Annotated in this window: 19 protein-coding genes and 1 riboswitch; of the genes, 14 read left to right on the plus strand and 5 right to left on the minus strand. The window is 54.5% G+C overall.

Annotation, left to right across the window (positions count from 1 at the left end; genetic code table 11):
- Positions 1-484: 484 nt before the first annotated feature.
- On the minus strand, positions 485-2236 hold the full coding sequence (ade, locus tag HYD27_RS16415; protein ID WP_219216907.1) for an adenine deaminase: 1752 nt from the start codon (positions 2234-2236) through the stop codon (positions 485-487).
- A gap of 55 nt (positions 2237-2291) precedes the next feature.
- Positions 2292-2391, minus strand: a riboswitch (purine riboswitch).
- 124 nt (positions 2392-2515) lie between these two features.
- Between ade and HYD27_RS16420 the strand changes: the two genes are divergently transcribed.
- Together HYD27_RS16420 and HYD27_RS16425 are read left to right on the plus strand one after the other, a co-directional pair.
- The gene (locus HYD27_RS16420) at positions 2516-4477 is read left to right on the plus strand and encodes a WG repeat-containing protein (RefSeq protein WP_219216908.1); all 1962 of its coding nucleotides are present in this window, start codon (positions 2516-2518) and stop codon (positions 4475-4477) included.
- 413 nt (positions 4478-4890) lie between these two features.
- The gene (locus HYD27_RS16425; RefSeq protein ID WP_219216909.1) at positions 4891-5628 is read left to right on the plus strand and encodes a CAP domain-containing protein; all 738 of its coding nucleotides are present in this window, start codon (positions 4891-4893) and stop codon (positions 5626-5628) included.
- A 157-nt stretch (positions 5629-5785) separates the two neighbouring features.
- Here the strand turns inward: HYD27_RS16425 and HYD27_RS16430 are convergent, their stop codons facing one another.
- On the minus strand, positions 5786-6124 hold the full coding sequence (locus tag HYD27_RS16430) for a hypothetical protein (RefSeq protein ID WP_219216910.1): 339 nt from the start codon (positions 6122-6124) through the stop codon (positions 5786-5788).
- 1023 nt (positions 6125-7147) lie between these two features.
- On the opposite strand from HYD27_RS16430, the gene HYD27_RS16435 reads away from it, so the two are divergent.
- The 6 genes from HYD27_RS16435 (at position 7148) to HYD27_RS16460 (ending at position 15689) form a co-directional block, all read left to right on the plus strand.
- Positions 7148-8056: a GDSL-type esterase/lipase family protein gene (locus HYD27_RS16435; protein WP_228745179.1), complete on the plus strand. Its 909-nt coding sequence runs from the start codon at positions 7148-7150 to the stop codon at positions 8054-8056.
- Between the two features lie 59 nt (positions 8057-8115).
- Positions 8116-9096: an ABC transporter ATP-binding protein gene (locus tag HYD27_RS16440; protein WP_219216912.1), complete on the plus strand. Its 981-nt coding sequence runs from the start codon at positions 8116-8118 to the stop codon at positions 9094-9096.
- A gap of 4 nt (positions 9097-9100) precedes the next feature.
- Positions 9101-10078, plus strand: coding sequence for an ABC transporter permease (locus HYD27_RS16445; protein WP_375373923.1), 978 nt, complete (start codon positions 9101-9103; stop codon positions 10076-10078).
- A 66-nt stretch (positions 10079-10144) separates the two neighbouring features.
- Positions 10145-12127 carry a DNA topoisomerase IV subunit B gene (parE, locus tag HYD27_RS16450; protein WP_219216914.1) on the plus strand — a complete coding sequence of 661 codons (1983 nt, stop codon included), beginning with the start codon at positions 10145-10147 and terminating at the stop codon, positions 12125-12127.
- A 435-nt stretch (positions 12128-12562) separates the two neighbouring features.
- Entirely contained in the window at positions 12563-15004 is a 2442-nt protein-coding gene (gyrA, locus tag HYD27_RS16455; protein WP_219216916.1) for a DNA gyrase subunit A, read from the plus strand.
- Positions 15005-15251: 247 nt separating this feature from the next.
- The gene (locus tag HYD27_RS16460; RefSeq protein WP_219216918.1) at positions 15252-15689 is read left to right on the plus strand and encodes a MarR family winged helix-turn-helix transcriptional regulator; all 438 of its coding nucleotides are present in this window, start codon (positions 15252-15254) and stop codon (positions 15687-15689) included.
- A gap of 631 nt (positions 15690-16320) precedes the next feature.
- Here the strand turns inward: HYD27_RS16460 and HYD27_RS16465 are convergent.
- Positions 16321-17067, minus strand: coding sequence for an RluA family pseudouridine synthase (locus tag HYD27_RS16465; RefSeq protein WP_219216920.1), 747 nt, complete (start codon positions 17065-17067; stop codon positions 16321-16323).
- Positions 17068-17070: 3 nt separating this feature from the next.
- Positions 17071-17934, minus strand: coding sequence for a class I SAM-dependent methyltransferase (locus HYD27_RS16470; protein ID WP_219216922.1), 864 nt, complete (start codon positions 17932-17934; stop codon positions 17071-17073).
- A 157-nt stretch (positions 17935-18091) separates the two neighbouring features.
- Here HYD27_RS16470 and HYD27_RS16475 point away from each other — a divergent pair, with 157 nt between their 5' ends.
- From HYD27_RS16475 to HYD27_RS16500, 6 genes are all read left to right on the plus strand, one after another.
- On the plus strand, positions 18092-18304 hold the full coding sequence (locus HYD27_RS16475) for a hypothetical protein (RefSeq protein ID WP_219216924.1): 213 nt from the start codon (positions 18092-18094) through the stop codon (positions 18302-18304).
- Complete coding sequence (locus HYD27_RS16480) at positions 18285-19226, plus strand: helix-turn-helix domain-containing protein (RefSeq protein ID WP_219216927.1); 942 nt, start codon at positions 18285-18287, stop codon at positions 19224-19226. Before HYD27_RS16475 ends, HYD27_RS16480 begins: the two co-directional genes overlap by 20 nt.
- A 99-nt stretch (positions 19227-19325) precedes the next feature.
- Positions 19326-19691, plus strand: a complete 366-nt coding sequence (locus tag HYD27_RS16485; protein ID WP_219216929.1) for a VOC family protein — start codon at positions 19326-19328, stop codon at positions 19689-19691.
- 197 nt (positions 19692-19888) lie between these two features.
- Positions 19889-20341, plus strand: coding sequence for a flavodoxin (locus tag HYD27_RS16490; RefSeq protein WP_219216931.1), 453 nt, complete (start codon positions 19889-19891; stop codon positions 20339-20341).
- Between the two features lie 2 nt (positions 20342-20343).
- The gene (locus tag HYD27_RS16495) at positions 20344-21123 is read left to right on the plus strand and encodes a hypothetical protein (protein WP_219216933.1); all 780 of its coding nucleotides are present in this window, start codon (positions 20344-20346) and stop codon (positions 21121-21123) included.
- Positions 21124-21202: 79 nt separating this feature from the next.
- Positions 21203-21571, plus strand: coding sequence for a winged helix-turn-helix transcriptional regulator (locus HYD27_RS16500; protein WP_219216936.1), 369 nt, complete (start codon positions 21203-21205; stop codon positions 21569-21571).
- Positions 21572-21687: 116 nt separating this feature from the next.
- Here the strand turns inward: HYD27_RS16500 and HYD27_RS16505 are convergent, their stop codons facing one another.
- On the minus strand, positions 21688-22764 hold the full coding sequence (locus HYD27_RS16505) for an SDR family oxidoreductase (protein WP_219216938.1): 1077 nt from the start codon (positions 22762-22764) through the stop codon (positions 21688-21690).
- Positions 22765-22789: the final 25 nt, after the last annotated feature.

Raw genomic sequence — 22789 nt, forward strand, 5'->3', positions numbered from 1 at the left:
ACCGACGTATTTTATGGTATTCTTCATAGTAACAGCTCCTTTCGCATGTAGCTCTGAAATGGTGGTTTCCACTTCCATTTTAACCTACGGTGTGCGAACAGGGGCTGCCTTTCGTTCATCATAACTTAGGCTTACCGCCGGGCATCAGCAGGAAGGTCTGGGGGACCGGAGAAGCACAGTTTTATCCGACTAGGGCGAAATGGTGAGCCACAGGCAGCCCTTCAACCCTAAACCAAACCGGCTACATGTTCCAGTGAAGGACGGCGTCTGAAATGGTGCTGATCCTGTTTTGAAAAAAGCTCTTGAATTTAATTTCAATGAATAGTTATGCAAATTGATAATGGGTATTATAGATCTGCATCTGCGTCACGCAGGGGATTGAACCGCCTGCAGCCGGTGATGCGAACCCCAAAAAAGCACTGCCCCAAGCCAAAGAAGCGGCTTAGGAGCAGTGCTTTTAAATTATAGGGTTACAGTCATGCTTCTACACGCTTGCTTCAATCCCTATATGCGAATAAGAAGCGAAATCGAACAGGCCGCGGTCTGTCAGCTTCAGCGCCGGAATGACCGGCAGGGCAAGGAAGGATAAGGTCAGAAAAGGGTTGAAGTTGTCCGGGGCTCCGATCTCGCGCAGGGCTGCGTACAGCTGCTTCATCTCGGCGTAGACCTGCTCATAGCCCTGCTCCGACAGCAGTCCGGCTACCGGAAGCGGCAGGGAGGCGAGAATTTTGCCGCCGGATACTACAGTCAGCCCGCCGTTCATGGCGGTGATGTGATGAATGGCGGTGATCAGCTCCTGATCGGAGACACCGGCGGCGATGATGTTATGCGAATCGTGGGCGACGCTTGAAGCGATGGCTCCTTTGGCAAACCGGAAGCCCTTGACTATGCCAAGCCCGATGTTCCCGGTGCGGGTGTGTCTTTCCGCTACAGCCAGCTTCAGCTGGTCATGCTGGACCGAAGGAGCAAAGAGGCCGCCTTCCAGCTGCACCTGTTCCCTGATATGCCGGGTTACGATGGAATTTGGGATGATCTCAATGATGTTGCAATAGTCCGATTGCAGAGGGATAGCCAGATCGCCGGCCTGCAGCTCGGCCAGGCGGCAGCTCTCGGCAATCGAATGCCGGGTGCCTGCCGCTGCCTGCTCCGGAAAAGCGCCGGGAACCGGCACTCCCTGATCGACAACGCATTTCCCCTGTTTATAGACCTGGGCGATGGAGAGAGAATTCAGGTCGTCAAGCAGCACGAGGTCCGCCCGGTATCCCGGCCCGATGGCCCCTCTGTCATGAAGCCCAAAGCATTCGGCAGCGTTCAGCGTTGCCATCTGGATAGCTGTGACGGGGTCAAGGCCTTTGCTGACGGCAAGCCGGATGTTATGGTCCACGCTTCCTTCCTCCAGCAGATCATCGATTAATTTGTCGTCGGTGACGAAGAGGCAGCGTCTGGCATTCCTCGCGTTAACGGCGGGCAGCAGCGCTTCGAGGTCCTTGGCGGCCGTTCCTTCGCGGATCATAAGGTACAGGCCCAGGTCGAGGCGCTGTTTGGCTTCCTCCGCATTGATACACTCGTGGTCCGTCCGGATGCCCGCAGCACGGAAAATATTCAGGTCCTCCCGCGCAATCCCGGCAGCATGTCCGTCGATCCGCTTCCCTTCGGCCAGCGCTCCGGCGATTTTGTCCAGCATCCCCGAGTCAGGGCCGGCCAGCGCGGGGAAATCCATCACCTCTGCCAGCCCGAGCACCATGGGATCGGCATAGAGAGGTTTAAGATCAGCGGCCTCCAGCTGTGCGGCGCAGCTCTCAAACTTCGTTGCCGGCACACAGGAGGGAAGCATGACGTAAATGTCCACGGGCAGGTCTCTGGAGCGTTCCAGCATGTATACAATGCCCTCCGCGCCGGCTACACTGCCGATTTCATGCGGATCGGTGACAACGGCTGTCACTCCATGCTGCAGCACCACTTTGGCGAATTCCTGCGGGGTCAGCATCGAGCTTTCGATATGCACATGCCCGTCGATCAGGCCGGGAATAATCCACTTTCCGGCGGCGTCAACCGTACGCGTGCCTTCATAGGAGCCGATGCCCGCAATATAACCGTCGACGATGGCGATATCCCCCTCCATCAGCTCGCCGGTAAATACATTGACGATCTTGCCGCCCTTGATGACGAGGTCAGCCGGAATTTGCTTGCCGGCGGCTTGAATCCGTCTGGAGAGCAGGGATTTACTGTTGCCCATAGGTTCCACATCCTTTTTTTGATAGGGTATGCCAAAAATCCTGACCGCAAAAAAATGCACATCGGCATTTTTTTGTAATCAGGATTTTACGGTTCCTGGTAGAGACCCTCGGCCCTTATCGCCGAAATTATACAAAAATGTTATGTCTATATTATGCGAGGACGCACTGAATTTCAAGATCACACCAGATGTTATGTAGAAGCGTGCCCGATTAGGCACATAACTCCGCCCTTGCCCATATCCTGTAAATATAAGGCTTTGGTAAAGGGGAGCGAATGGATGCTGAGGATCAAATTGAATGAGCTGGGCAAAGGATTGGATAGCGGCCTCGTGCAGACCGAGGTGTGGCGTTGGGACGGAATCGGCTGGAACGAATGCATCCCCCAGCAGGAAGAGGATTTCATCCGCGCAGATGAAGATCTGTTCGTAACGATCCCTGCAGAGGCAGGCCTGTACCGGGTGGATTACTCCAAAAAACCTCTGGAGCCGCTGTTTGTGCTCCCGGAAGCGGAGGAAGGCGGGCTGAGAGCCGAACTGCTGCATCCGGCTCCTTTCAAGCTGAAAGAAGGCACGCGGTGGGGTTATATCAGCAACGAAGGCCGCACGGCCATTGAGCCAAGATACGATTATGCCGAGGATTTTCAGCCGAACGGGCTGGCTGTCGTACAGCGCAAAGACAGCAGCGGGCTGATTGACAGCACCGGCAGGGAAAAGGTGAAGCCCGTCTATTCCTTTATTGGCCCTTTTTCTGAGGGCCGGGCCGTCGTCTCCGATGCGAAGGGATACACTCTGATTGATGAGAAAGGCAAAGAGGTCACTCCGGCGCGGGTGGATTATTTGAACTCGCTGCATGAAGGTCGGGCGCTTTTCTCCAAACAGGGGACCTCCGGGAGTTCCCGTTACGGCTATTGGGATGCGCAGGGCAAAGAGGCGCTGCCCGCGGTCTACGAGGATGCCGGTGATTTCCAGGATGGTAAGGCACTGGTCAAAATCAAAGACGGCGAGTTCGCGCTCATCGATCCGCTAGGAGCGGTAGTGCATACGTACAACTATCCTTTCGTCGGCTATCCGGGAGACGGCCTGCTCGCCTTCCAGGCGGAGGAGAACGGCAAATACGGCTATCTCCGCACCGACGGCACTATAGCCATACAGCCGCAATTCACGGCTGCGCTGCCCTTTTCGGGGGGGAGGGCGGTCATTAATACAGCGCCGGACTACGGCAATGCCTACGGGCTTATCGACAAGCAGGGGAAACAGATCATCCCGGCCACTTATTATGAAGTGCTGCAGCTTGGCGAGGACCGGGTTGCGCTCGGCACTCCGCTGGACCCTGCCCAGCCTTACCGGGGTTCCCGCTATGCCATTGCAGATGCGGTGACGGGAAGAATCCTCAGCAGCCATCCGCTGCTCGGCGTGAACAATTACCAGAACGGCCTGGCGTCCGTATACGATGCCCAGAATACCTATTTTATCGATAAAAGCGGCAAAAGAGCCGCCCAGCCCCCGGTGATTCCGGGCTCAGGCACCCTGTCCTTCAGCGGCAGTCTGATCCGGGCGGATGTGGATTTGCGTACTTCTTATTATGACCGCACAGGCAAGCAGGTATGGAGGCAAAATGGGGTGGTTCCGCTCCGGCCGCCCTATTCCGTGCTGGAGAAGAAATACAAGCCGAACAAAGACTATCTGGTCTATTATCCGGTGGTGGAAGGCATCGCCATTACGGATGTATCCAGAGAGGTGAACGATAAGCTGCGCAGCCTGTCTCTGGCCGAAGGTGCCGGAATGGGCGGGACCGCCCAGGATTTCAGCTATACCGGCGATTTTGCCGTAGCCTTTTTCCGCAAGAATCTGCTGGTTCTGGAGCTTAGCGGGTACCGCTTTCCTTTTGGGGCGGCACATGGGATGCCCACCAAGCTCTATGAGCATATCAATCTGCGGAACGGCAGATTTTACCGCCTAAGCGATTTATTCAAGCCGGGCAGCAAGTATGTGCAGAAGCTCGGTGAGATTGTCGGCAAGCAGATTGCGAATGATCCCCAGTACTCATACGTATTTCCTGATACCTACAAGGGCATCACCGCGGACCAGCCGTTTTATGTGGATGAAGACGCGCTATATCTGTATTTTGCCCCTTACGAAATTGCGCCATATGCCGCCGGCTTCCCGACCTTCCGTATTCCGTATGCGGAGATCATGGGCCTGATTTCAACCGAAGGCGAGTTTTGGCAGTCTTTTCATTAAGAAGCGGGGCGGCTTTTGCCGATATATTTAATGAAAGAAACTTAAATTTTAAATATACGGCATCTGTTCCCAAGGGGAGCCGATGCCTCTTTTGCCGGGAATGCAGAGCCGGTTCTTTTTGAAAGAGAATTTATATGTTTCACGCTAAAAATTAGCCTTATCTTTCCCGCTGAAACGGATACCGTCTTTATAAGGACGGCGAAGCCGTTTCTACTTGCAGGGATGGATGAGGTCTGCCTGCTGCTCCAGAGCGGGACAGGCTGTTTGCAACTCTATTAAACTCCAGAATTTAGAAGCGCACGGCTGAAAGATTTGTGATACAATGACTGAGGAACAAATTACAACTTTGTAATATTTGAGCCGGAGGCTCTGGGCAGCTCAGATCCATACAACATGAACAAGGAGATGGCAGAATGAAGAGCAAGACTTTAAGAGCAGTAATAGGTGGAAGCGTAGCGGCTGTTATGGCGCTTAGCATTTCTCTTCCATTACAAGCAGATGCGGCATCGGAAACTCAGACGGTGACCCTAAAGACTACCAACCTTACACAGCTCTTAGAATATCTAAAACAATATAGCACAAACGGTTTTTCCATTGACGGCTCAACGGTAACCATTACCAAGCTTCAGCCAATTATCATTACCGGCCAGCCGACAGCTGCGGCTCCAACAGCAACTCCGGCGGCGACAGCGAAGCCTGCGGCAACTCCGGCGGCGACAGCGAAGCCTGCGGCGACTCCGGCAGCGACAGCTGCGCCGGCAGTATCGGATACAACCGGAACGGCCTCATTCACCCAGCAGATTGTAACGCTGGTCAACAAGGAACGCGCTGCAGCCGGACTTTCGCCCGTAGCCGCATTGGACAGCCTGAACAAGGTGGCGGCAGCCAAAGCCACTGACATGCGTTCGAACAATTATTTCTCCCACACGTCGCCGACATATGGCTCACCGTTTGACATGATGGCTGCATTCGGGGTTACTTACCAGTATGCGGGCGAGAACATCGCCATGGGACAGAAAACCCCTCAGGAAGTCATGACAGCCTGGATGAACAGTGCGGGGCACCGCGCCAACATCTTAAGTGCGAATTTCAATTATATCGGCGTGGGTTTTGACAATAATTACTGGGTCCAGGAATTCATCGGCAAGTAATCATAGACCGCTGCAGGCAGATACGGCTTTCCGGCCGGTTTCAGGAGCACTGCAGCCGTTTCAGCAAGAGACCGCTTCCCGGCATAGCCGGGGGGCGGTTTTTTCTGGAAAGATAAGAATTTATATAGTTTGGGGGAAGCGAAGCTTATCCGTTATTTCACGGCTGCGCTGTAAATGAAAGAATGGATCGGGATTTCGGCCAAGCAAACTGCGCGATTGCGTTGTCCGCAGCGGGCAGGCAGAGGGAATCAGAGGCAGAAGTACCTTTGAATTCACCCGAAGCCGGCTGGACGGTGAAATCAGAGGCAGAAGTACCTTTGATTTCGCCCGAAGCCGGCTGGACGTTGGAATCAAAGGCAGAAGTACCTTTGATTTCGCCCGAAGCCGGCTGGACGGTGAAATCAGAGGCAGAAGTGCCTTTGAATTCGCCCGAAGCTGGCTGGACGGTGGAATCAGCGCGAAATGATTCTTCTCCTCCCCACTGAAATGGCAGCATTCTTATATAGGACGCCGATAGGCGTCTTTCTTCCGTAGGATATACGCAGGCTTTTGGAGTGGACCCTCCGCGAACGGACCATTGTCCGGGTCGCAGTGCTCTCCAGATTTATTTCATTCCCCTCAGGAGCCGCGAGGAAATGAGTACCCTCTTTTGTTGACAAAATCTCCACGGTTTTGGGAGTTTTGTCAACAATTTAGCGGTACTTTATTTCGTCGCAGTCTCTTAGCGGTGAAAATCCGGAGACCCGGGCGGCCGCTGCCGCTGTTCCGCGGGTCCGTCCGCTCCTCTGTTTAAGCGGGAGGAGGTTCTGTAATCTTTAAAAAACACAATAGGCTTATATGAAATGAACCGGAGAACCTGAACAAGCTGATGGAACGCAAGGAAGAGATTCATAAGGGAACTAAAGCGAAGTGTAAAAAGTAACACTAATGGGCTGGAATTTTGGATTTAACGGGCTTTAGTGGGATTTTGTACACTTCATAGAGGCCATCTCCCCCCATATGGCTGATTTCAGCCGAATTAGTTATCCTTTTTCCCACTAGGGATGATCCAGTCTCCGAATGCGGTGAATTAGTTATCCTTTTTCCCGCTAAAATGGTTTCCCTTTGGATGAATGGTTCAAGTTCATCTTAATGTAGGCGTATTCCTCTGCAGGGGAGAGAAACGGAACGATTAGGGATCCTTTTTCCCGCTAACCCTTGCGAAAAAGCGGCTGGGGGAATATGAAGTGACCTTTTCCGCTTGGCTTCCCGCCTGGCTTCCAACAGCCAGCCTTACACCTGAAATGCAAACAGCTGCGCTGCCCGGTCAAGGACGGCGAAGCCGTTTCCACTTGTAAAATATAAGAATTTACAGGCTTTGCGCTATTCATTATTCCTTGTATATGTTAATGCAGCCTGCTGAACAATGCATTTTTGTCATTTGCAAATTGCACATAGAAGAATTATGTTTATCTACATAGTTAAGAAGTTTGTAAAATGTGGAACAATACAGAATAGAACGGCATACGGGGGGATAGCTTTGAACGATTCCAAATGGACCTGGCGTGCAGTCAGCCTGATTTCCATAGCGGCTACAATCATTTTGCTTGGCGGCTTTGTCTATGCGGTGAAAGATATTTTGTATCCGAGAGGCGAAGCACTGCTGACCTCTTTGCCGCAGCAGACCGCAGCTCCGGTCTCTGCCGGGGAAGGGCTCAAAATCATGGCTCTGGGCGACTCGCTGGCCAAAGGGACGGGCGACGACACGGGCAGCGGGTTTGTGAAGCGGACGGTTGAAGGTTTGACTGCCGAAGGCAGCAAGGCGGAGCTGATCGGCAACATGGGGATCAACGGCTTGACGACAGCGGGTCTGCAGAGCAAGCTGCAGCAGGAAGGCGTGAGATATGCCCTTCGCCAGTCCAACGTGATTCTGGTTTCAATAGGCGGAAACGATCTTTTCAGGGGCTCTGACCTTCTGGGTGAGGGCAGCGAAGGCCAGCAAATTGCATCCCCGGATCTGGAAATTCCTGCAGAGGGAAGCAGCGGGACTGGTGCGGGTGCCGGCTTGAGTACAGGCGCAGGGCTGCCTGAAAGCGCTGAAGATATAACCCCCGAGTCCCTGCTGGCAGCGCTGCCTGAAGCGGCCGAACGGCTGAATCTCATTCTGGAGCGTATTTCGGAGATTAATTCTGAGGCGCAGATTTTTTACATGGGGCTGTATAACCCGTTCGGAGATGTTTCTGAACTGCTGGTGCCCGGCAACCAGGCGGTAACCGCCTGGAATAATGCGGCGATGGATATTATCAATACACACAGCAACATGACGCTTGTTCCGACCTTTGACTTGTTCAACCGCCATCTGGACAAGTATCTGTCAAGCGATCATTTTCATCCGAACGGCGACGGCTACCAGCGGATAAGCGAGCGGATCGTGCAGGCTGTGCAATGAGCTGGTCCTCATCTGTGAACAGGGCAGCAGAAATTAACGGCAGGGGAGCTGTGAGGAAGATGACAACAGACAAAAGCGGCGGCTCCGGGACGGTAGTGCTGTCTGTCGACGGTGTCCGCAAAAGGATCGGCCGCAAATGGATTATCGACGATGTAACCTTTGATGTGAGGGAAGGCGAGATTTTTGGCTTTCTTGGTCCGAACGGTGCCGGCAAAACGACGACCATCCGCATGCTGGTGGATCTGATCCGTCCCAGTGAAGGGAAGATTACCGTCTGCGGATACAACGTTAACCGCGAGCCTGAAAAAGCGCTGCAATACGTCGGCTCCATTGTTGAGAACCCTGAGGTGTACACCTATCTGACCGGCTGGGAGAATCTGCAGCATTTTGCCCGGATGCAGCCCGGAGTGGACAAGGCCCGCATCGCCGAGGTCGTGGATATTGTCCGGCTGGATCAGCGGATTCACGACAAGGTAAGCACTTATTCACTCGGCATGCGCCAGCGTCTGGGCATTGCGCAGGCGCTTCTCGGACGGCCCCGGCTTCTGATTCTGGATGAGCCGACGAACGGGCTGGACCCCAAAGGGATCAAGGAGCTGCGTGAATTTATCCGCCGGCTCGCCGACGAAGGCCTTGCTGTATTTGTCTCCAGCCATCTGCTGAGTGAAATTCAGCTGCTGTGCGACCGGGTGGCGATCATCAGCAAGGGACGGGTGCTGGCAGTGGGGGGAGTGAGCGATCTGGTCGCGCGCAACTCTCCTTATGTACTCTGGGAACTGGAGCCTCTAAGCTGGGCCAGGAAGATTCTTGGCGGCCGTCCGGATATTTCACTGCTGGAGCTGGATGAGGTTACCCTGGATGATTCCATTATTGCCGGGATGGGGGCGAATTCCCTGATCACGGTAATGGAGGAGGATTTGATCCCGGAGATTGTAGCCGTACTGGTTGCAGATGAGGTTGAAGTAAGAGCCGTGCATAAAATCAACCCTACACTGGAACAGCTATTCTTGAAGCTAACGGAGGGTGAAACTATTGATTAGCCTGATGCCGCTCATCCGCAATGAGTGCCTGAAGATTATAAAAAAGAAGCGTTTCTATATCATTCTGCTCATTCTGGTTGTTCTCGTGCCTATGTTCACCTACGCGCAGATGCGGATTGCCGAACGCAGCCGGGACAAGTTCAACTCGGACTGGAGGCTGGAGATTCAGCAGCAGATTACGGACAACCAGAATTCACTGGGCAGCGACCGGATTCCCGAGGAATGGAAGTCATACCGGAAGATATTTGTCCAGCAGCTGCAATATTATCTCGACCATGATGTGAACCCGAATGAGCCCAGCGGAGTAACCTTTACGCGCGAGTTTCTGGATAATTCGGTAAACCTGTTCATTCCGCTGCTGATCATGGCCGTGGCTTCAGACCTGGTATCGGGTGAACGGACCACGGGAACCATCAAAATGCTGCTGACCCGTCCGGTGAAGCGCTGGAAGGTGCTGCTTAGCAAGCTGGCGGCGCTGCTGATGTTCGTCTCGCTGATCGTGCTCTCGGCCTTTGTGATCAGCTACCTTATCTCCGGTCTTGCTTTTGGCTATAAAGGCTTTAATGTTCCGGTCTTTACGGGCTTCCAGCTGAACGGGGATACAGTCGACATGTCTGCCGTTCATGCGGTGCCGCAGTGGAAGTATCTGCTGATGCAGGGCGGGCTGATCTGGTTCGTGAGCGTAATTGTTGCGCTCCTGGCCTTCATGGTATCGGTACTCGTGCGCAGCACGGCTGCAAGCATCGTGGTGATGATGGCTGCGCTGATTGCCGGCACCATTCTGACCAATATGGCCTCCGCGTGGACTACAGCCAAATATTTATTTATGGTCAACCTGGGGCTGACCGGATATTTGGCCGGATCGCCCGCCCCCATTGAGGGGATGACGCTGTCTTTTTCCATGGGTGTACTGGCCGTTTGGGGGATTCTTTCGGTAATCATTTCATTCGCCGTCTTTACGAAAAGGGATATTTTGAATTAGAATGTACAAAGTGAACGAAAACGTTTGTTTGCATTTCGCAGATAGAGAGAAGAAGGAGGAGCATGAATGCTCGAACAGATCGATATGTTTGCAAAAGTCTCCAAGAACGGCGACGCTGCCCGGACTGGATACGATGCTGACGACATTCAGGTGCTCGAGGGTCTGGTTGCAGTACGCAAACGGCCCGGCATGTATATCGGCAGTACGAGTTCCTCGGGACTGCACCATCTGGTATGGGAAATCGTAGATAACGCCGTAGATGAGCATTTGGCCAAATTTTGCTCGAAGATTGATATCACACTGCGCAAGGACGGCTCGGTGACCGTGCTCGACAATGGACGGGGAATTCCGACCGGAATGCACAAGACAGGAGTGCCTACGCCGCAGGTGGTGTTTACCATTCTGCATGCGGGCGGTAAATTTGGAGGCTCCGGCTACAAGAAATCGGGCGGTCTGCACGGCGTGGGCGCTTCAGTGACCAACGCCTTGTCCGAGTGGCTGGAAGTGGAAATATACCGGGACGGCAAAATCCATCGGCAGCGCTTCGAATATTGGGTGGACAAAAACGGCAAGGAGCATGTCGGTGAGCCCGTGACGGGACTTGAGGTGCTGGGAAATACCAATAAGACCGGATCGAAGATCACCTTCAAGCCGGATATCCGCGTCTTTCCTAACAGTATTGCCCTGAACTATGATACGCTGGCGGAGCGGGTGCAGGAGATTGCTTTTCTGAACTCCGGACTGCGCATTCTTTTGAATGATGAGCGCAGCGGCCGCCAGGATGAATATTTTTATGAAGGCGGAGCCAGCCAGTTCGTGCAGTTCCTCAATGAAGGCAAGGACGTCCTGCATGATGTGATTCATTTCAGCTCGGAGAAGGATGATATTGAGGTCGAGGTAGCGCTGCAGTACAATGCCGGATATACGGAAACGCTGGCTTCCTTCGTGAACTCGATTCCCACCCGCAGCGGCGGCACGCATGAGACCGGCTTCAAGACTGCCTATACCCGGGTGCTGAATGATTACGCCCGCCGTACCCAGCTGCTGAAGGAAAAGGACAAGAACCTGGAGGGCAATGATCTGCGCGAAGGCATGATGGCGGTGATCAGCGTCAAGATGTCCGAGGTGGAGTTCGTCGGCCAGACGAAGGACCAGCTCGGCAGCGCGTCTGCCCGCAGCGCCGTGGATTACATCGTGTCCGAGAATATGGCGCGGTTCCTCGAGGAGAATCCGCAGGTGGCTCAGAGCCTGCTGAGGAAGTCTATCCAAGCCTCCAAGGCGAGGGAAGCTGCCCGCAAGGCACGCGATGAAATCCGCAGCGGCAAGAAGCGCAGTGAAAGCTCGAACCTCGGAGGCAAGCTGTCGCCTGCCCAGTCCAAGGATGTGACGCGTACCGAGCTGTTTATCGTGGAGGGCGATTCCGCCGGAGGCTCGGCCAAGCAGGGCCGTGACTCGAAGATTCAGGCGATCCTGCCCTTGAAGGGCAAGCCGATGAATACCGAGAAGGCCAAGCTGCTGGACGTGCTCAAGAACGATGAATTCAAGGCGATTATTGCCACGATCGGAGCGGGAATCGGGCCGGATTTCACCGTAGAAGACAGCAATTATTCCAAGATAATTATCATGACCGATGCCGATACCGACGGTGCGCATATACAGGTGCTGCTGCTTACCTTTTTCTACCGGTATATGAAGCCGCTGATCGATGCCGGTAAGGTTTTTATCGCCCAGCCGCCGCTGTATAAGCTGACGCGCAAATCGGGCAAGCTGGAGACGGTGCGCTATGCCTGGAGCGACGAGGAGCTGGCCAATTACCTGAAGGAATTCGGCAAGAATTTCGAGCTGCAGCGCTACAAGGGACTCGGCGAAATGAACCCGGATCAGCTGTGGGAAACCACGATGAATCCGGACTCGCGCAATCTGCTGCAGGTGCAGATCGAGGACGCCGCCAAGGCGGAGCGCCGCGTATCCACGCTGATGGGCGACAAGGTCGACCCGCGCAAGCGCTGGATTGTCGAGAATGTGGATTTCACGGAGATTGAGGAGTAGCAGCCCCGGCGGAAACGGTCATTTCCCATGATTTGTCCGTTCCGCTGCTCAAGCGGCAGGATAGCATAGAAGTGCTGCGTAAAAGCGGCACAGATTATATTTAGCGGCAAGTGACGATTACTTCCGCCTGTTTTTAATTTTTTGGTGATTCTTTTGCGAAGTCAAAGGAATATTCTCTGGTGATTTTCCTACCTGGTTCCTGAGAATAATGCGAAGCTTATTTGGGTGGAAAGTAACGTAGGGGAAGTTTGGAACTCTAGGAGCGTAGTGTCCGGAAGTCCAAACATTCCCCGCAGTTACGCTGGACCCAGTCAGCACAGTTTTTTCTCATGAACAACTAGGCGCATCTCCATGTTGAATATTCCACCAGCGGAGCTAGGTTTGATCGCCAATCCGTTAAAAACGCGGACAGATTGAGGAACAGAAGGTGAGCGAATGAGCAGTTTATCAGAACAGTTTTTGCCGGCTTTTCTGGAGGAGGTCGTCGGTGACCGCTTTGGCCGGTATTCCAAATATATTATACAGGACCGGGCCATTCCTGATGTCCGTGACGGGCTGAAGCCTGTGCAGCGCCGGATTCTGTATGCCATGTACGATTCGGGCAATACCCCGGACAAGCCATACCGCAAGTCCGCCAAGACGGTCGGCGACGTCATGGGGAATTATCATCCGCATGGAGACTCTTCGATCTACGAAGGCATGGTGCGGATGGCGCAGCCCTGGAAGCTGGGCCATGTGCTTATAGACGGACACGGGAACTGGGGCTCGATGGACGATGACCCGGCGGCAGCGATGCGTTATACGGAAGCGCGCCTGTCGCCGATCGCGATGGAGATGATGCGCGATATCGAGAAGCGCACCGTGCTGTTCAAGGACAACTTTGACAATACGGCCAAAGAGCCGGTCGTGGTGCCTTCCCGTTATCCGAATCTGCTGGTCAACGGAACGAGCGGGATATCTGCCGGGTTTGCCACCGAAATACCGCCGCATAATCTGCGCGAGGTGATCGATGCCTGTATCGCTGTGATGCAGAAGCCGGATATACCGCTTGAGGACATCATGACCTTTATCAAGGGTCCCGACTTCCCGACAGGCGGCACCATTATGGGCGGAGAAGGCATCATGGATGCCTACCGCACAGGCAAGGGACGCATTTACCTGCGTTCCAAGACGGAAATCGAGACGCTGCGCGGCGGAAAGCAGCAGATTGTCATCACAGAGGTGCCGTTCCAGATCGTCAAATCACGGCTCGTCACCTCAATGGAGAATATCCGCCTGGAAAAAAAGATCGAAGGCATCGCCGAAGTCCGCGACGAGAGCGGACGGGACGGCCTGCGGATCGTGGTTGAGCTTAAGAAGGAAGCGGATGCCCAGGGCATCCTGGCTTATCTGCTCAAAAAAACCGATCTGCAGATCACCTATAACTTCAATATGGTGGCGATTGTCAACAAGTCTCCACAGCAGCTTGGCCTCAAGGCCATCCTGGAGGCCTATATCGCTCATCAGCGCGAGGTAGTTACCCACCGCACCCGGTTTGATCTGGAGAGAGCGGAGGACCGCGCCCATGTGCTGGAAGGACTGGTGAAGGCACTGAACATCCTGGATGAGGTAATCGCCGCCATCAAGGCGTCGAAGAACCGCCAGGATGCCCAGAACAATCTGGTCTGGATGTTCGGCTTCAGCGAACGCCAGGCGGATTCCATCCTCACCCTGCAGCTGTACAGATTGACCAACCTGGAGATACACTCGCTTCAGAAGGAGCTGGACGAAATGCACGCGCGGATCGCCGTGCTGCAGGGCATTCTGGACAGCGACAAGAAATTGATCGCCGTGATCCGCAAGGAGCTTGTTGAAATCCGCGACAAATACGGCATTGACCGGCGTTCGCTCATTCAAGGCGAAGTCGAGGAGCTCAAGGTCAGCCTTGAAGTGCTGGTGAACGCCGAGGATGTTCTCGTAGCTCTTTCGGCCGACGGATACATTAAGCGAACCGGCATGCCCTCCTTCACCCGCTCTGGCGGCGAGCGCCAGGCTTCAGGCGTGAAGGAAGGCGACCATATCATCAGGCTGATGGACCTCAATACCCGGGACAGCCTGCTTGTATTCACCCGCAAAGGGCAATACTTCCTGCTGCCGGTGCATCAGATACCGGAATTCAAGTGGAAGGAGCCGGGTACGGCGATTGTCAATGTGATCGGCCTCGCCAAAGGCGACGGAATTGCCAGCATTCTGCCTGTTGGCAATATGGATGATCCGCAGGCGAGTCTGGTCTTTGTCACCCGCAAGGGCCAGGTGAAGCGTACGGAGCTCAAGGAGTACTCTACCAGCCGTACCGGAGCCGTTGCGGCCTGCAAAGTGGCTGAAGGCGATGAAATCCTGACAGTGGCGCTGAGCAGCGGAGACAAAGAAATCGTGCTGGTGACCCGGGAGGGCATGAGCATCCGCTTCCGTGAGAGCGAAGTGAATCCAATGGGCCGCGTCGCCAGTGGCGTAAGGGGAATCCAGCTGCGCGAAGGCGACGAAGTCGTCTCCTGCTTCTGGGCCGGTGAAGACGAAGGCGAAATTCTGGCGGTAACAGAAATCGGCTATGCCAAACGGACACTGCTTCTGGACTATCCTGCACAGAGCCGCGGCGGCAAAGGCATGCCAACCTTTGAGTTCAAGGAGGGCAAGCGCGTCCGCCCGAACGGCAGCAGACTGTCCGGCGCCTTCTATTGCCGTGAACCTCTGGAGCTTGTTGCGATTACCCGCGACGGGGCAACCCATACCTTCTCCTCCGAAGCGGCACCGCTCAGTGAACGGCGCTCAATCGGCAAACAGCTGGTGGCGGTTGAGAAGAAGGATGAGATTGTCAGCCTGTTCCCCGCGATAAAGTAGCGGTCTGATCCGCGATTCCGGCTAAATAAACGGTGTCCGTAGCCTCCCTCGCGGAGAATGGGGACACCGTTTTAAAGTTGGTCTGGGCCTGATCTGATAATAGTTCAAAGGATGCATTTCTCTAATGCTCGGGCTATTTATTTTTTTCTTTTGCAGGAAATGGAATTTCTCTCGCGAAAAGGTTAGGTATAGCGGATAGAACCCGAGCACCTATCATTCGTATTGATCAAGAAAGGAAGGAATAAGTGTGCACTCTACTGAATTCAGTAAGATCTGGCATAAAATATTGAAAGATTATAAGCTACATATGGACAGCAAGCTTGCCCCAACGCTTACAGACGCCCAACTCACCGTACTGGAATTACTGCAGGAACGTGACGCGATGAAGCCTTCCGATCTGGCTCCGCATCTGGCGACCAGCCCGGCAGCGGTAACGATGCTGCTGGACCGGATGGAGAAGCACGGTCTGATTGTCCGTGAGCGTGATGCTGCCGACCGGCGGATTGTATGGGTAAGCATCACAGAGACGGGCAAGAAAGAGACCGAGCGCGGACTCCAGATCCGCAGTGATTTTTTTGCAGAGGCCCTGGACCCGATCTCCTCCCACAACCAGCAGCTGCTGCTGTACCTGATGGGGAAGATGGCGGTGGCTCCGGCACCGGCGCCGGAGGGCTCAACGCCCTGACGGCGGCCGCGGCCGGGAAGAATGTTACATAAGCTGAGCTTGAAACAATAACAAGCAGAAACGGCTACGCCGTCCTTGTAAAGGATGGCGTGTTTCAGCGGGAAATAGAAGGATAATTTAGTGTGCCGAGCATAAAGTTCTGCCCTGTAATAATGCGGCCGCAGCGATATTTCATTCCTCAGTGGCGCCGCGCAGCGGCATAAGTGTCTTATATTTTAAACAAGGGCAGCCCCTTAGTAGTAAAAAGGAACACTAAGGTAGCGCATTCGGATAGCGGATCACCCTTAGTGGGAAAAAGTACAGCTGGTCCGGCTGAAATCAGCCGCTTGGGGGGAATGGGCCTCCATGAAGTGTACAAAATCCCACTAAAGGCCCGTTAAAGCCGGGATTCCAGCCCAATAGTGTTACTTTTTCCACTCCGCTTCAGTTCCCTATGAACCTCCTTACGTTTCATCAGCTGATTCCGGTCCCGAAATAAGATTAAGACATTTGGAAGAGGCTGCCCCAAGGGGGCCATTTCCGGAGCTCGTTTTCTCAGATGGACCCGGTAATCACCTTCACAGCCCCTTCTACATGCTAAGAGCCGGCAATTATCCAAGCAGCCTGTATGACATACAAAAGCAGGCCCCCGTTACCGGATGGCCTGCTTTTGTATGTGCTGTGCCCAGAGGCTCCATGGATGGGCCTGCGGCGGAAGGGAGATCAGTTCGATGTCCTCTTTGGTGACGGGATGAGGAAAGCCTACAAGCGCCGACCACAGAGCAATCTGCTGGCCGGGCTTGTTCACAGCGGCTCCGTATTTCTGGTCGCCATACAGGGGACAGCGGATGCCGCTGAGCTGCACACGGATCTGATGTGAACGGCCGGTGAGCAGATCGATCTTCAGCAGGCTGTAGCCTTCGGCACAGCCGAGCACTGTGTAGTCCAGAACAGCCTCCTTGCCTCCGGGTGTGCCTTTGCGGACAATCGTCACCGTATTTGTCTTCGCATCCTTGAGCAGAGTATGGACCAGGCGGCCCTGCGCAGCCGGAGGCTTGCCGTGAACCACGGTGAGATAAACCTTATGGAAGCTGTGGGAGCGTACGCTCTCCGACAGCCGTGATGCGGCTTTGGAGGTCTTGGCGAAGATCATGGCTCCCCCAACCGGACGGTCCAGCCGGTGGACCAGTCCCATAAATACGTTGCCCGGTTTGTTGAAGCGCTCCCTTACATCCTCCTTGAGCAGGCTGAGCAGATCGGGATCGCCTGTAGCATCCTCCTGCACCGGCATATTGACGGGCTTCACGATGCCCAGCAGATGATTGTCTTCATACAGGACCTCGAACCGGGAGCTTCCGCCAAATGATTCCCCGGCTGTGCCGGGTACATTCGATGACATGTCTTACGCCTCCCAGCGGCCCAGAATTCCGCAAGGCAGGTTCATTCCGGAGGCTGTAATTGGCAGGCCGATTTCACCGGAGGTCAGCTTGCCGCCGTAGCGCCTGCCCATGGTCAAAGAGAGCATGTTGCGCAGAACGGTTGGCGAAATACCTGTTGTGTAGGAGTTGATCAGCGTGAACAGCGGTTTGTCGCTCATAATCTCCATGCAGCTCTCCAGGAATGGGTACAGGCTCGCTTCCAGCTTCCACATTTCTCCGCCGGGCCCTCTGCCATAGGAAGGCGGGTCCATGATGACGGCATCGTATTTGCTGCCGCGGCGCTGTTCGCGCTGCACGAATTTGAATACATCGTCAGTGATGAAGCGGACCGGACGCTCGGCGAGACCGGAGAGCTGGACATTTTCCTTCGCCCATTGGACCATGCCTTTGGCGGCATCCACGTGAACGACGGAAGCTCCTGCGCTGGCAGCGGCAACGGTGGCGCCCCCCGTATAGGCAAAGAGATTAAGCACGGAAATGGGACGTCCCGCTGCAGCGATCTTGTCCATCATCCAGCGCCAGTTGGCGGCCTGCTCGGGGAATAGCCCCGTATGCTTGAAATTGGTCGGACGCAGGTGGAATTTCAGCTTGCCATAGCTGATCTTCCAATCTTCCGGTATGGTCTTCTTCATTTCCCATTGTCCGCCTCCGGCTGAGCTGCGGTGATAATGTCCATGCACATCACGCCACTTCGCCGTCTCACCGGCAAGCGGCCAGATGATCTGCGGGTCCGGACGGCGCAGGATGATCTCCCCCCAGCGCTCCAGCTTTTCTCCGCCTCCGGTATCGATTACTTCGTAGTCCTTCCAATCACTTGCTGTATACATGATTAATCCATCCTTCAAAAAGTCATTTAGCCTTTATTGTACAACATTTAGCCTTACAGCTACAAACAAAATGGTTGCAAAGCGCGGCTGTTCCCATTTTGGCCCATTCCATTGAAGTGCATAATATTCCCAAATGAAGGAGAGGGCAGGGAGAGCTATGGTCACATTAAAAAGAATCCGCAGAGGGATACGGACGGCAGTTATTCTGGCGCTTATGGCAGTGGTTGTGTATGATCAGATTAGTGTTGCCTGTACGATTGGCGGCAAGACCAAAAAACATGTTGAGGACATTGTGCTGCGGGATAAAAGCAAGCCGTATAGCGAGACCGTAAGCGGCGGTTATAAAATTTATGAGCTTAGACAGAGATGATGGCATCGGGTATGCCAAGCCTCAGTATTTGAAAAGACAGAATTGGAGGCGGAAGCTGATGATTGACCTCTCGGAGCTGTATTATCCGATTACGGCGAAACCCGCGGAGGCCGGCGAGGTCCTGCCCGGCAAGGCATTGCGCCCCTATATCCGCTGCTTCTGGGGAGCTGCAGCTCTGCCGCAAGCCCCTGTATTTGAACCGGAGGCCTCACCGGGCCATACGGCCCCGCTGCCCATGGAGCCGGAGATTATTATCCCGGACAGCTGCATGGATATCATTTGGGAGTGGGATGAGATAACCGGCGGGTCCGGCGGGATTTTTTGCGGAATCAATGATAGCCCCTTTGAAGCAGGACAGGCCCTGCCGCCATCGGACAGGCAGCGCTTCGCGATCCGCTTTCATTTCTGGGCCGTGCATCTGTTCGCGGATGAACATCTCCGGGATGTTCTGAATATTCATGCTCCGGTGGAGCATTATTTCACCGCTTTCCGCAGAGAATTAGGCCAGAGGCTGCGTGCTGCACATACGTTCGCAGAACGCATCGCCGCGGCGGAGGCTTATTTGCTGAAGCGTTTGGAGCAGGGAGGACGCAGCAATGACAGCATGATGAACGCCGTCTACAGTATTCTTAAGCGGAGAGGTGCGGTTACCGCCGGAGAGCTTGAGAGCAGCGCGGGAGTAAGCAGCCGCCAGCTTGAGAGGCTTTTCCGTGAATATATCGGCATTTCTCCTAAAAAGACGGCCGATCTGGTGCGTTTTCAGAATGTATGGCTGGAGCTGTATCAATTGCCGCTGTCTGCGAAGGCTATGCAGGATCTGGTGTACGGTTACCGTTACAGCCACCAGTCGCATCTGATCAACAGCTTTAAGAAATTTGCCGGAAGGACGCCGCTGGAGGCCTTGGCCTATGCGCGGAGGTGAATGTCGTTTTTTTGCAATACAAGAATTGCAGGGGCAGTTATACTGTCTTCAGCGGGCGAATGTGCAGCTAAGAAAACAATTGTGAAGGAGTGAGAACAGATGATTTCGTCTTTTGAAGGCATTAACCTGTACTCCAAGGATACGGCGGCTCTGGCGGCGTTTTATGCGGAGATGCTTGGGGTTCCGGTTCCGTTTGAGGGCTTTGGCAATTATGACGGGGCGAAGATCGGCTTTGACCGGGGGCAGCCGGGGCTGATCATCTGGGATGAGAACAAATGGGGCAGGCATACAACCGGAGTGGTCAATCTGGTGTTTTCCTGCAGCAGCCTGGATGAGACCTATGAGCAGCTCAAGGCGGGAGGGCTGGACTGCCAGCCGCCGGTCACCATGGAATACGGGGGCAAAGAAATGAATTTCCGCGATCCGGACGGCAATGGCATTACACTGCTGGAAGGCGCTTATTAAGGCGATTATCCAAGATAACAAATTTAAGGCAAGCAGCGCTGAACGCGGGCTCTATCCGGCAAGGAAACCGGAGGGTCCGTGTTTTTGTGCGTTTTAAATGTTGACAATGATAATCATTATCAAATAGAATGGGATTAGCAATACTTGGTTTGAATTTTTGGTGTAAATTTAATGCTTACTTTGGGAGGAACCGGTACATGGCTAAGGTGCTTGTGGCATATGCCAGCTTGACTGGCAATACGGAAGAGATCGCTGAACTGATTGTGGAAGGAATACGCCAGGCAGGCGGCGAGGCTGTACTGAAATCGGTCACTGACTGCAACGCGGATGAGATAAAAGCCTATGAGGGCGTGCTGCTGGGCGCGTATACCTGGGGAGACGGCGAGCTGCCGGATGAATTCCTGGATTTCTATGAAGAGCTGGATGAGCTGGATTTAACCTCCATCAAAGCCGCAGCCTTCGGCAGCGGGGATACGGGATATGAAATTTACTGCGGTGCCGTGAATCAGATCGAGGAGAAGCTGAAGGAGCGGGGAGCGGAGATTATACAGGAAAGCCTGAAGATTGAATACGGGCCGAATGCAGCGGAAAAAGATGCCTGCCGCAGCTTCGGCCGCCAATTTATCGAAACCTGCGCGGCGGTTTCTTAAGGATGGGCGGCACGGCAGGAAGCCGTACAGCGGGGAAGAGGGAAGCCTCGGCGGTGCAATACAGCCGGCTGAATGATTTCCGCATGGAGCATATCATGCTGGGCGGCGCAGAGTCTCCAGGCAGCGGAGCGCCTGTCACCGGGCTTCCGCGCTGGAGGCAGCAGGTCCAGTATGCAATAGGACATACGCTGAATGACTTCTACAGTTTGCAGCCCGAGGTGCGCCGGGAAACGCCGGTCCAGTTCCTGCTGGAGCGCCGCTGGCCGCCCAAGGGGGATGCTTTTCCTTCGCTGATGCACTATTGGGAGGTCAAGACGGCCATTGCCGATGAGCTGATGCGGATGGTTAGCGTCAATCATATGCAGGAGGTTCCGGTGCTGCTCTATGAGCAGTGGCATGTGCCGGTGCCTGTGCTTGATATCGAGCTGGCGATGATTTTTCAGCTGGCCTGGAATTCGGCGGTTCCGGGACGCTGCCTCAGCATACAGAAATTTATGGTGAATGGAAATGAAGAGGTCATCACAGGATTTCTGCATATGGCCAATGTGTTTTGCCATCAGGCATATGGAATGCCGGCGGAAACGGTGGAGGTTTACTCTCTTCTGGACGGGCGCAAAGCCATTTTTGACGGAGCGGGGATTCCGCTCACCGAATCGCTGGATTATGTGCGGCTGCTGTCCGTGTTCCTGGGGCGGGAAGAGTCGTCTGCACGCTTGCAGAAGTACGGAGAGCGCAGGAACGACCAGGACGAGCTTGCTCACCGGGGGTACGGCTTGATGTGAGCGGCTGTCTGCGTGGACTTCTGAGCTTGCAAACAGGCTGCCAAGGCGATATGGTTAAGGGCAGGGGGTGTTCGAAGCCATGCCGGAACCAGTCAAAACCTATAACACCGCTGTGGAAGCCACACTTGAGGTAATCGGCGGCAAGTGGAAGCCGGTGATCCTGTTCTTTCTTACCTTTGGCAAGAAGCGAAACGGCGAGTTCATGAGCCTGATGCCTGTCATCACCCAGAAGGTGCTGACGGAGCAGCTTCGGGAGCTGGAAGAGGACGGCGTTGTCAAAAGGACAGTGTACAATGTAGTTCCGCCCAAAGTGGAATATGAGCTGACCGATTACGGCTGGAGCCTCAAAGAAATTCTGCATCTGATGTGCAAATGGGGAGACTCCCATATTGAGCGGGTGTATGGGAATCAAGCCGCCGTGCTGGCCCAGCCGCAGACGGAAGAATAAATAAGCCGGACCCTGGGCTCAGGGTCCGGCTTTTACTGCAGCCCGTGCCCGGAGAATGGTCCGGTGAAGTATTGGAATCCGGTCCGGCATTCATCAAATGGGGCTGATTTTGAAGATTACGGGATTACCTTGCGGCTGCGGAGGTCTGCAAAGATGCGCATAAACATCGCTTCCGTATCGATGAACTCATGGAATCCGAGCCTCCGGGCCTTGCTGCCGTCGGCGAAAAAGTCATAATCCCAGGAAAATACAAAGTCCCCGAAGCCCCAGGAGGAAACAGCCTTGTAGCTGTTCCGTTCCAGCCCGTATTTTTCCACCATCCGGTTCCATAGCGGCTCCTTATCCTCCATGACTGCCGATAGTGACATGGGCAGCGGCGGAGCTGCTTCCAGCCCGAAAAAAGCGGCTAGCTTCGGCCAGAGCTCGTCCCACCGGAACAGATCGCCGTTCGTAATGTTGAACGCCTGATTGGCACAGCGGCTGTCGGTTGCCGCCCATACGGTTGCCTGGGCCAGCAGGCCGGCATCCGTCATTTCCAGCAGACTGCGGTAGGCCCCAGGCTTGCCCGGAAAACGCAGCGGAAGTTCCAGCTCCTTCGAAATAGAGGCATAGACGGCAATGACCATAGCGAGGTTCATCGGATTGCCAAGGGCGAAGCCGCAAACCACTGAGGGGCGGAGCGCAGACCAGGTCCAGGATTTCCCCGGCTGCCGCTGCTCCAGAAATTTCTGCTGGTCGATATTGAATTCCGGCGGCATATGATCGGCATCCGTCTCCCGGGCAGGGGTCTTGAAGGGCCCCAGATGAGCACCGTAGACTTTATAGCCCTGCATCAGGCTGATATGCTGCAGATTGTGGGCTATGGGTTCAACGGCTTCTACGGCGTTCACAAGCATAGCCAGATTAGGAGGGACCAGCTCCGCCCAGGTAGGGCGGTCCTGATAGGCGGCATAGAAGATATGTGTTACCTGTGCCAGGCTGCCCAGCTTCGGGCTTAGGTCCCCAGGGTTCAGCAGATCGGCGGCTATATAGCGGACACGGCTTGTATTTTCACCGCCCCGGCGTGATATTCCGATAATGTCCCATTCCGGCAGCGCAACAAGGTATTCGATCAGATTGCGCCCGATCACCCCATTCGCTCCAACAACCAATGCGGTTTTACGCTGTGCAGCATCCTTTGGCTTTGAATTCATCAGCAGCTTCTCTCCTTTGACTTAG

The organism is Paenibacillus sp. S150, assembly GCF_019352175.1.
Lineage (GTDB): Bacteria > Bacillota > Bacilli > Paenibacillales > Paenibacillaceae > Paenibacillus_AQ.

Coding starts and splice junctions, on each gene's coding strand:
- HYD27_RS16495 (WP_219216933.1), top strand. CDS start 20,344: ATGGGCGGCACGGCAGGAAGCCGTACAGCGGGGAAGAGGGAAGCCTCG.
- ade (WP_219216907.1), bottom strand. CDS start 2,236: ATGGGCAACAGTAAATCCCTGCTCTCCAGACGGATTCAAGCCGCCGGC.
- HYD27_RS16440 (WP_219216912.1), top strand. CDS start 8,116: ATGACAACAGACAAAAGCGGCGGCTCCGGGACGGTAGTGCTGTCTGTC.
- HYD27_RS16465 (WP_219216920.1), bottom strand. CDS start 17,067: ATGTCATCGAATGTACCCGGCACAGCCGGGGAATCATTTGGCGGAAGC.
- gyrA (WP_219216916.1), top strand. CDS start 12,563: ATGAGCAGTTTATCAGAACAGTTTTTGCCGGCTTTTCTGGAGGAGGTC.
- HYD27_RS16480 (WP_219216927.1), top strand. CDS start 18,285: ATGAGCTTAGACAGAGATGATGGCATCGGGTATGCCAAGCCTCAGTAT.
- HYD27_RS16505 (WP_219216938.1), bottom strand. CDS start 22,764: ATGAATTCAAAGCCAAAGGATGCTGCACAGCGTAAAACCGCATTGGTT.
- HYD27_RS16475 (WP_219216924.1), top strand. CDS start 18,092: ATGGTCACATTAAAAAGAATCCGCAGAGGGATACGGACGGCAGTTATT.
- HYD27_RS16470 (WP_219216922.1), bottom strand. CDS start 17,934: ATGTATACAGCAAGTGATTGGAAGGACTACGAAGTAATCGATACCGGA.
- HYD27_RS16445 (WP_375373923.1), top strand. CDS start 9,101: ATGCCGCTCATCCGCAATGAGTGCCTGAAGATTATAAAAAAGAAGCGT.
- HYD27_RS16425 (WP_219216909.1), top strand. CDS start 4,891: ATGAAGAGCAAGACTTTAAGAGCAGTAATAGGTGGAAGCGTAGCGGCT.
- HYD27_RS16420 (WP_219216908.1), top strand. CDS start 2,516: ATGCTGAGGATCAAATTGAATGAGCTGGGCAAAGGATTGGATAGCGGC.
- HYD27_RS16490 (WP_219216931.1), top strand. CDS start 19,889: ATGGCTAAGGTGCTTGTGGCATATGCCAGCTTGACTGGCAATACGGAA.
- HYD27_RS16430 (WP_219216910.1), bottom strand. CDS start 6,124: ATGCTGCCATTTCAGTGGGGAGGAGAAGAATCATTTCGCGCTGATTCC.
- parE (WP_219216914.1), top strand. CDS start 10,145: ATGCTCGAACAGATCGATATGTTTGCAAAAGTCTCCAAGAACGGCGAC.
- HYD27_RS16485 (WP_219216929.1), top strand. CDS start 19,326: ATGATTTCGTCTTTTGAAGGCATTAACCTGTACTCCAAGGATACGGCG.
- HYD27_RS16500 (WP_219216936.1), top strand. CDS start 21,203: ATGCCGGAACCAGTCAAAACCTATAACACCGCTGTGGAAGCCACACTT.